Genomic DNA, 466 nt, shown 5'->3' with positions numbered 1-466 from the left:
GGAAATCGAAATTTTAGAGCTGGTCCCCAGACTAGCTTAGAGGGCTTTATATGCCCTCAAAACAGTGATAAAAAGCAGAAAATCAAGGTTTTCGGACGGTCTGATGGGGGGCAAATCTCCATGTTACTGCCTTATCTTGGAATCGCTGCAATAATGACTCTTGCTTCTCTCATGGAAAAATGGAATCACAAAAGTAACGAATGGTTGATGGTTGTAGCCTCTTCTAGCTATATCATCTACCTTTTCCATACTACTTTTGAAGGTTTTGTAAAGGCTGTAGTACATAAAATCCCATTCTTTACGGATGGAAATGATGTACTGTTTATCATCAATGCTTCTGTTGTTGTTGGTTGTGGTGTTGCTTGTCCTATAATCTTACATCGATATGTATTAAACAAAACTCACTTTACTAAAGTATTGTTCGGATTGAAATAAAACAAAAATGAATAAGACTCAACTTACCCCC

1 protein-coding gene is annotated in these 466 nt (G+C 37.3%); it reads left to right on the top strand.

Features of this window, described 5'->3' with window-relative positions; genetic code table 11:
* On the top strand, nucleotides 1-435 hold a 435-nt coding region (locus tag ACQRBJ_RS16235; RefSeq protein WP_445304262.1), incomplete at its 5' end, for a hypothetical protein.
* Nucleotides 436-466 lie beyond the last annotated feature (31 nt).

This window comes from Prevotella sp. SGI.167, from assembly GCF_050313615.1.
Classification (GTDB): domain Bacteria; phylum Bacteroidota; class Bacteroidia; order Bacteroidales; family Bacteroidaceae; genus Prevotella.
This window is presented reverse-complemented; position numbering and strand designations above follow the sequence as displayed.